At 74.6% G+C, this 7,781-nt stretch carries 7 protein-coding genes; 3 read left to right on the top strand and 4 right to left on the bottom strand.

Features of this window, described 5'->3' with window-relative positions; all coding sequences use genetic code 11:
• Positions 1 to 225: 225 nt before the first annotated feature.
• Positions 226 to 1,299, bottom strand: a complete 1,074-nt coding sequence (locus ABD308_RS33110; RefSeq protein WP_344343296.1) for an alpha/beta hydrolase family protein — start codon at positions 1,297 to 1,299, stop codon at positions 226 to 228.
• Between the two features lie 106 nt (positions 1,300 to 1,405).
• Between ABD308_RS33110 and ABD308_RS33105 the strand changes: the two genes are divergently transcribed.
• Positions 1,406 to 2,305: a PaaX family transcriptional regulator C-terminal domain-containing protein gene (locus ABD308_RS33105; RefSeq protein ID WP_344343294.1), complete on the top strand. Its 900-nt coding sequence runs from the start codon at positions 1,406 to 1,408 to the stop codon at positions 2,303 to 2,305.
• Positions 2,306 to 2,327: 22 nt separating this feature from the next.
• Here the strand turns inward: ABD308_RS33105 and ABD308_RS33100 are convergent, their stop codons facing one another.
• The 3 genes from ABD308_RS33100 to ABD308_RS33090 all read right to left on the bottom strand — a co-directional run bounded on the left by ABD308_RS33100 (position 2,328) and on the right by ABD308_RS33090 (position 5,713).
• Positions 2,328 to 3,104, bottom strand: a complete 777-nt coding sequence (locus tag ABD308_RS33100) for an SAM-dependent methyltransferase (RefSeq protein WP_344343310.1) — start codon at positions 3,102 to 3,104, stop codon at positions 2,328 to 2,330.
• A gap of 207 nt (positions 3,105 to 3,311) precedes the next feature.
• Entirely contained in the window at positions 3,312 to 3,767 is a 456-nt protein-coding gene (locus tag ABD308_RS33095; protein ID WP_344343292.1) for a hypothetical protein, read from the bottom strand.
• Entirely contained in the window at positions 3,767 to 5,713 is a 1,947-nt protein-coding gene (locus ABD308_RS33090; RefSeq protein ID WP_344343290.1) for a hypothetical protein, read from the bottom strand. Before ABD308_RS33090 ends, ABD308_RS33095 begins: the two co-directional genes overlap by 1 nt.
• Before the next feature lie 169 nt (positions 5,714 to 5,882).
• On the opposite strand from ABD308_RS33090, the gene ABD308_RS33085 reads away from it, so the two are divergent.
• Positions 5,883 to 6,362 (top strand): RrF2 family transcriptional regulator, encoded by a 480-nt coding sequence (locus ABD308_RS33085; RefSeq protein WP_344343288.1) that lies wholly within the window; start codon positions 5,883 to 5,885, stop codon positions 6,360 to 6,362.
• A 149-nt stretch (positions 6,363 to 6,511) separates the two neighbouring features.
• Positions 6,512 to 7,726 (top strand): globin domain-containing protein, encoded by a 1,215-nt coding sequence (locus tag ABD308_RS33080; RefSeq protein ID WP_344343286.1) that lies wholly within the window; start codon positions 6,512 to 6,514, stop codon positions 7,724 to 7,726.
• Positions 7,727 to 7,781: the final 55 nt, after the last annotated feature.

The raw sequence follows: 7,781 nt of genomic DNA, 5'->3' as shown, positions 1-7,781 counted from the left end.
CGGCCGTCCAGGAGCGGCGCGGGGAGGGGCGTGTGGTCAACGGGATCTCCAGACTCGTCGGTTCTCCGGGCGGCGCCCGGTCGCTTCGGGCGACCCGGGAAGGGGGAACCATCCCGGCTCGCCCGGATCGGCCGAAGCGTAGACAGTGAATTGACGAAGCGTCAGGAGATGACCGGGATTGTCGCCAACCGTTCAAGTCCGGTCATGAAGTAACCATTCGAACCGTCAGTGCCACCCCGGCACCGGCGCGACGGCCGCCACGAAGCGCCGCACGTCGTCGAGGTAGCCGTCCGCGTAGACCGATCGCGGCGCGGCCACCGCGACCAGCAGGCCGCGCGGCGAGCCGTCCTCGGCCCAGGGGTGCGCGATGCCGTGGGTGGCGCCCGGGTAGCGGTGGACGGTCAGCTGACCGGGGCGGACGAGCAGCCGGCGGTACGCGGCCTCGGTGTCGGCGATGTCGACGTTGCGGTCGCGCTCGCCGAGCGCCAGCATGACCGGCACCTTCAGGGCGGACAGGTCCGCGGTGGCGTCGGAGGTGAAGTTCCGCTGGACGAAGGACCAGCGCTCGGCGCCGATCCCGTCGATGTCCGCGCCCAGCACGGCACGCGCGTGCTGATAGGTCGCACCCGACCGCAACTGCTCGTTCACCCGCTCGCGGCGGGCGAGCGCGGCGTCGACCCGCTCCTGCGGCGCGTGCTCGTCCTCCAGGTCGGTCAGCAGGTCGTAGCGCCCCTGCTGGAGCCAGTTGACCGCGACCCCGGCGCCGATGACGAAGCGGACCCCGGGCACCCGGTCGGCCACCTTGGGCATCACCCAGCCGGCCTGGCTGGCGCCCCACAGGCCGATCCGGTCCGGATCGATGTCGGACCGCCCCTTCGCCCAGGCGATCGCGGCGGCCGTCTCGGCGGCCCGGTCCTCCATGCTCTGGTCGAGCCAGTCGCCCGGCGCGCCGCCGACGCCCGGCTTGTTCCAGGACAGCGAGGCGTAGCCGGCCTTGGCCAGGGACTCCCAGATCGGCCGGTAGAAGGTGTCGTGGGTGGCGTCCTGCGGGCCGTCGCCGTGCACGAACACGACGAGCCCGTACGGCCCGCGCCCGCCCTCCGGCCTGGCCAGCACCCCGTCCAGCGGCTGGGCGCCTCCGGTGACGGTCACCCGCTCCTCCCGCAGGTCGTAGCTGTTGGCGTACACCACCCAGCCGCCCGCTCCCGCCGCCAGCAGCACCAGGGCCAGCCCGGACCCGAGCAGCCATCGAAGCCATCGGCGTCCGCCGCTCGCCGTCCGGTCACCTGACTTCGCCATTTCTATCACCTTCGAAACGATCGTTTATCTGTCGATAGTTTCGAGCGTACTACACTCACCGGTGCACGGCGGGACGGCGACACGGCGAACGGGAGGAACGGTGGCGATGACCGAGGAAGGACGGGCCGAGGTGCCCACCCGGACCCTGGTCGAGGGCATGGTCCGGGCGGACGGCACCATCGACGCCGGCGAGCTGTACGGCGTCGCGGGAGAGCTGGGCATGACCGACCAGCAGGTGCGCCTGTGCGTCAAGCGGATGGCCGCCGACGGGCTGCTCGTCCAGGAGGGCCGGGGCCGGCGCGCCGTGCTGCGCGAGACCGACCACGCCCGGCGGTCCGCCGAACCCGAGGTCGAGTTCGTCCGCCACATGTACGCCCAGGACGCCGGGCTCGCGCCCTGGGACGGCCGCTGGCACCTCGTCGCCTTCGCCGTCCCCGAATCGGCCCGCGCCGCCCGCGACGCCCTACGGGAAGCCCTGGTCCGGCTCGGCGGCGCGGCCCTCCAGGGCGGGCTCTACGTCAGCGCCAACGCCTGGGAGCCCTACGTCGAGGCCGAGGTCGACCACCTCGGCGTCCGGGACTGCGTCACACTGCTCACCAGCACCGACCTGCGCGTCGCCGGGGAGGACCGCCCGGACGCCGTGGCCCGTCGCCTCTGGCCGCTGGACGACCTCGCCGAGGGCCACCGCCGGCTGGCCGCCCTCGCCGCCGACCGCCTCGCCCGGCTGACCGGCACGGCCCCGGGCGCCGCGCCGACCCGGATCGAGCGGCTGGCGATCGCGGTCGAGCTGGCCGACGGGTTCACCCGCGCCACCGCGCCGGACCCGCTCCTGCCGCCCGAACTCCTCCCCCGCCCCTGGCCCGGCGCCGAGGCCCGGGCGCTCACCGCCGACTGCTGGGGACTGCTGCGCCGCGCCGAGCACGACGGCGGCCACCCGGGCCCCCGCTTCTTCCAGCGCTACGACGAGGTCATGGCCGAGATCACCGGCGAACCGCGAACGGCCTGAACGCGGGGCCGGCGGCGCGGGTTCAGCGCTTGACGGCCACGCCGCCGTACATCGCGATGTCCTGGTCACGGACCGGCACGGCGCCGGGCTCCGGGTGCCAGTGGTGCACCAGGGTCACCCCCGGGTCCAGCAGCTCGTAGCCGTCGAAGAAGGCGAGCGTCTCGGCCCGGTCCCGGATCTGCAGCGGGATGCCCCGGGCGTTGTACTCGCGGCCCACCCCGCCGACGCCCACCGGGTCGGTGTCACCGGTGAAGACGGTCAGGGCGAGGAAGCTGCCCGGCGCCAGCCGGTCCATCAGGCGGCGCACGATGCCCCGCGGGTCGTCCTCGTCGAGGACGAAGTGCACGATCGCGATCAGCGAGAGCGCCACCGGCCGGGAGAGGTCCAGGACCTCCCGCAGCCGGGGCGACTCCAGGATCGCGTCGACGTCGCGCAGGTCGGCGTCCAGGTAGGCGGTGCGGCCCTCGGGCCGACTGGACATCAGCGCCCGGGCATGGGTCAGCACGATCGGGTCGTTGTCGACGTACACCACCCGGGACTCCGGCGCCACCTCCTGGGCGACCTCGTGCACGTTCGGCGAGGTGGGTATGCCCGCGCCGATGTCCAGGAACTGCCGCACGCCGTGCCGCTCGGCGAGGTGGCGGACCACCCGCTCCATGAAGCCGCGAGTGGTCCGCATCGAGGTCGGCAGGGCCGGCCAGGCCTTCACGGAGGCGTGCGCGGCGGCCCGGTCCGGCTCGAAGTTGGTCTTGCCGCCGATCAGGTAGTCGTACACCCGCGCCGAGTGCGGGACGTCCATCCGCAGGTCCACCCCCGACCAGCCGTCCTCGCCCCGTCCGCCCGTCCGCTCTCCCGACACCCAGTCAGCACGCGACATGCCCGCCCCTCCCGTACATCCCCGTTGATGGCCGTTCCTCGCCCCTCCGCGTCGCGCGCCGAATCCGCCCGCGCGACACCTTGGTGCGCATGGTAACCGTGATCGGGAGGAAGACGTTCCGCCGGGTCCTCAGATCTGCCCGAACAGCGCGGCGAAAGCGGCCTCCAGGCCACTCACCGCCGCCGCGAGCACCGCGACCGTGCGCAGCGCGTCGGCCACCGTGCGGACCCGGCGGCGCAGCGGACCCTCCCGGGGATCGTCGAGCGCCGCCTCGTCGAGGATGCCGGCGAGCGCGGCGTCGGCGTCCTCCGCGTCCTCCTCCGGTACGGCGCCCGGCTGTTCGGCGCGCAGCCGGGCGAGCGCGGCGCGCAGCGACTCGGCCGCCGTCCGCAGGCCCTCGGGACCGGTCGGGCCGGCGGGTGCGGCGGCCTCGGCGCCGATCGACACGGTGGCGCCCTGGCCGCCGGCGACGTGGCCGTGCACGGTGGAGCCGACGACCTGGACGCCGCCGGTGTTCCGGTTGCCGCCGGACGGCGGGCCGTCCGGGCCTCCCGCGCCGCTCGCGCCGTCCGCCTGCTGTTCCATCAGGTGCCCTTTCCGTTGGTCATGTTGACGTTCGCGCCGGCGCCGCCCGCGACCGGGCCCTGCACGGTGGAGTTCACCACCTGGACGCCGCCGTTGTTGACGTTGGTGATGCTCTGCGCCTGCTCCTCGAAGGCCGCGCTGTCGTAGCCGCGGGCCCGCAGTTCGTCGCCGACCGCGCTGAACACCCGCTGGGCGACGGTGTTGAGGAAGCGCTGCACGTCGTGCGCCTGGAAGATGTTCTGGTACTCGCCCCCGGCGCCGAGTTCGCGCACGCTGAGCCGGGGCGCGTAGTCGACGGCGTAGCCGGCCCGGGTGAGGTGGCGGTAGCGGCGCCGCATGCGGGCCGCCCGGCCGCGCGAGGCCCGCACCGCGCCCAGCTGGCCGACGGCGATCCCGAGGTCGCCGCCGAGCCGGCGGGCGGCCCAGCCGAGCGCGTTGGCCGCGTGCGCGGGACCGGAGCGCCGCCCGAGCAGGTCGACCACGTGGTAGGCCTGCGCGACCGGTTCCAGCACGTAGGGCAGCCACTCCAGGTAGAGCAGTCCGCCCCGGGTGGTGGCCCGGACCAGCACGGTGATCACCACCTCCTCCTGCCAGGAGCCGACCCGGACCGCCAGGTAGTGGCGCAGCCGCTCGTGACCGGTGCGGCTCAGCAGGTCCGCCCAGGCGGGTTCGAGCAGCACCTGGTCGCCGGCCCGGCCGGACATCGCGCCGAGCCAGCCGGCCGGGTCGTCGCCGCGCAGACTGGGCCGGAACACCCGGTCGGTGACGGACAGTCCGCGCAGCGGGTCCTCGGGGTAGCGCGGATCCTCGGCGAGCGCGCGGATCCGCTGGGCGATGGTGCGGTAGAGCACGTGTGCGTCGATCGGCTCGGGCGCGCGGCCCTGGGCGGCCCGTTCACCGGAGGGGCGCAGCTCGAAGGTCATCCGCCAGGTGCGCCCGGCCCGGCCGAGGCCGACCAGCGGCGCCTGCCGGCGGTAGAGCAGCTCGGGCCCGCTCTGCTGCTCGCGCAGCCGCGCGTACAGCCAGGCGGCGCGGGCGCCGTGCGGCCGCGGGGGCGGGACGGGGGTGGCGCCGACGTCGCCGAAGGCGGTCAGCCGGCGCCGGATCCGGTAGCGGAGGACGGCGGCGGCCAGCCAGAGCAGCAGCAGTTCGACCAGCGCGTACCAGACACCGGCGAGCAGCTCGGGGTCGAGATCGTCCAGCTCGCCTTCCATGACGTACGCGATGGCGGCCGTCAACAGGACGCCGACGGCCAGGACTTGGCCGAGCCCAGCGACCAGGCCGGATCCGCGGCCGGTTCGGCGCGGGGAGCGCGGGGCGATCACCAGCCGCTCGACCTCCAGGCCGAGCCGGTGGTCCATCCGGTCCACGCCCAGGCCGCCGGCCACGCCCAGCAGCAGGACCAGCAGCACGGTGGCGGTGCCGGCGGCGACGCCGAACAGCGGGAAGCCGGCGGCGAGGACGAGCAGGCAGGCCGCGCCGGTCCAGGCCTCCCAGCGGCGGGCGGTGAGGGCCTCGTGCAGCACCCGGACCAGGTCGGTGCCGGGCGAGGGGGCGGGGATGCGGAAGGACTGCTCGACGAGTTCCTCGATCAGCTCCGCGCGGAAGCGGCGGTCCAGCCAGGCGGCGGCGCACAGGTAGCGGGTGGCGTCGCCGGGGACGGGGCCGGCCTGGTGGCGCAGGTTCTCCGGCGTCGCCGGCACGGCGGGCCCGACGGGCGGCGGCACGGCGGCGGACGGCGGCACGGCGGTGAACGGCGACGCGGCGGCGGGCGCGGTGAAGGCCGGGCCGATGTAGGTCGGCGTGTCGTGCGGCTCGGGCCGGACCGGCCCGAGCGGGATCGACGGCGCCGACGGCTGAGACCCCGGTGGCGGGGTGGACGGTCGCGGCGGCGGATACGGCGGTGGTCCCTGTGGCGGCGGTGGCGGTGGGGTGCCACTGTCCATGATGCCCCCATTCCTCTACGGAATTCCCCCGAACGAGCTTGGCCAGTAAAGCAGTTGACGTCTCCGCCGGACAGCCTCAGGACCACGCCGGGCGGTTACGGTTCGGCTGCGGCGCGTCACGCGTGCAGGAAATTGGAGTCCTGGAGTCGCATTCGCTAGCCTTTCGAACGTGAGGCTGACCAAGAGCACCGACATCGCCCTCCGCATCGCCATGCGGCTGGCCGTCCTCGACGAGGAGGCCAACCCGACCACCCGTGAGGTGGCCGAGGCGGTCGGCGTGCCGTACACCCACGCCGCCAAGGTGGTCAGCCGGCTGCAGCACCTGGGCGTGGTGTCGGCGCGGCGCGGTCGCGGCGGGGGCCTGTCCCTCACCGCCGCCGGTCGCACCGGCTCGCTCGGGCGGCTGCTGCGCGAACTGGAAGGAGTGGGCGATGTGGTCGGCTGCGAGGACGAACCGCCGTGCCCGCTGCGGTCGGCCTGTCGGCTGCGCGGGATCCTGCGCACCGCGCAGGAGGCGTTCTTCGCCACCCTCGACCCGCTCTCGATCGGCGATCTGGTCACCGCGCCGGCCGGGCCCGTCCTGCTCGGCCTCACCCTGAGACCGGGTCTCCCCCCGAGACCCGAACCCGTCGCCGGCCCCACCGGCTGACGCGCTCCGGCACACCCCAACGCCCCACCGCCGCGACGCGGCACCCCACCGCACGGCCCCACCGTCGCACCGCGTCACCTCCCCACGCCGGTCCGCGCACCCGCACGGCCGAAAATACGAATCTCAGATTCCAGTTTGGAGCGCATTCGATGCTGTCCGCCAAGTCCGCCGAGGTCGTCGAAGCCACCCTGCCCGTCGTGGGTGGTGCGATCGGCGACATCACGCCGCTCTTCTACCAGAAGATGTTCGCCGCCCACCCGGAGCTGCTGAGCGACCTGTTCAACCGGGGCAACCAGGCCAACGGCAGCCAGCGGCAGGCGCTCGCGGGCTCGATAGCCGCCTTCGCGACCGCGCTGATCGCCACCCCCGACAGCCGTCCGGACGCGCTGCTCGCCCGCATCGCCCACAAGCACGTCTCGGTCGGCATCAGCAACGACCAGTACCGGATCGTCCACGAGCACCTGTTCGCCGCGATCGTCGAGGTGCTCGGCGAGGCCGTCACCCCCGAGGTCGCCGCCGCCTGGGACGAGGTCTACTGGCTGATGGCCAACGCGCTGACCGCCATCGAGGACCGCCTGCGCGACGAGTCCGCCGCCGCACAGGGCCTCGACCCGGCCGACCTGTGGCGCCCCTACACCGTGGTGGCCCGCTACCAGGAGACCGACGACGTCACCACCTACCTGGTCCGCCCGGCCGACGGCAAGCCGCTGCCGCCCGCCAAGCCCGGCCAGTACGTCTCGGTGCGCGCCGAACTCCCGGACGGCGCCCGGCAGATCCGCCAGTACAGCCTCTCCGGCGCCCCCGACGGCGCGCTCCAGTTCAGCGTGAAGCGCGCCACCGCCGAGATCGCGGGCGGCCCCGACGGCGAGGTCTCCAACCACCTGCAGGAGACCCTGCGCGCCGGTGACGTCCTCCACCTCGCCCCGCCGTTCGGCGACGTCGCGCTCGCCGAGGGCGACGGCCCGGTGCTGCTCGCCTCGGCCGGCATCGGCAACACGCCGCTGACCGCGATGCTGGCCGGCCTCGCCGCCGCCGGCTCGACCCGCCGGGTCGTCACCGTGCACGGCGACCGCGACCAGCTCTCGCACGCCTTCCGCGCCGACCTCACCCAGCTGACCGCCAAGCTGCCGAACGCCGCCGCGCACGTCTTCTACGAGCGGCCGCTCGGCGACTGGCCGGCCGACCGCACCGGTCTGGTCGACCTGTCCACGGTCGAGATCCCGGCGGGCACCACCGCCTACCTCTGCGGCCCGCTGCCCTTCCTGCGCGCCGTCCGCGGCCAGCTCCTCGCGGCGGGCGTCCCGGCCGCCGACATCCACTACGAGGTGTTCGGCCCCGACCTCTGGCTCGGCCAGGACGCCTGATCCAGGTGGGCCCGCCGCCCCCGAGGCGGGCCACCGACCCCGCCGCCCCGGACAA

Origin of the sequence: Kitasatospora putterlickiae (assembly GCF_039527695.1) — a bacterium.
GTDB lineage: Bacteria > Actinomycetota > Actinomycetes > Streptomycetales > Streptomycetaceae > Kitasatospora > Kitasatospora putterlickiae.
This window is presented reverse-complemented; position numbering and strand designations above follow the sequence as displayed.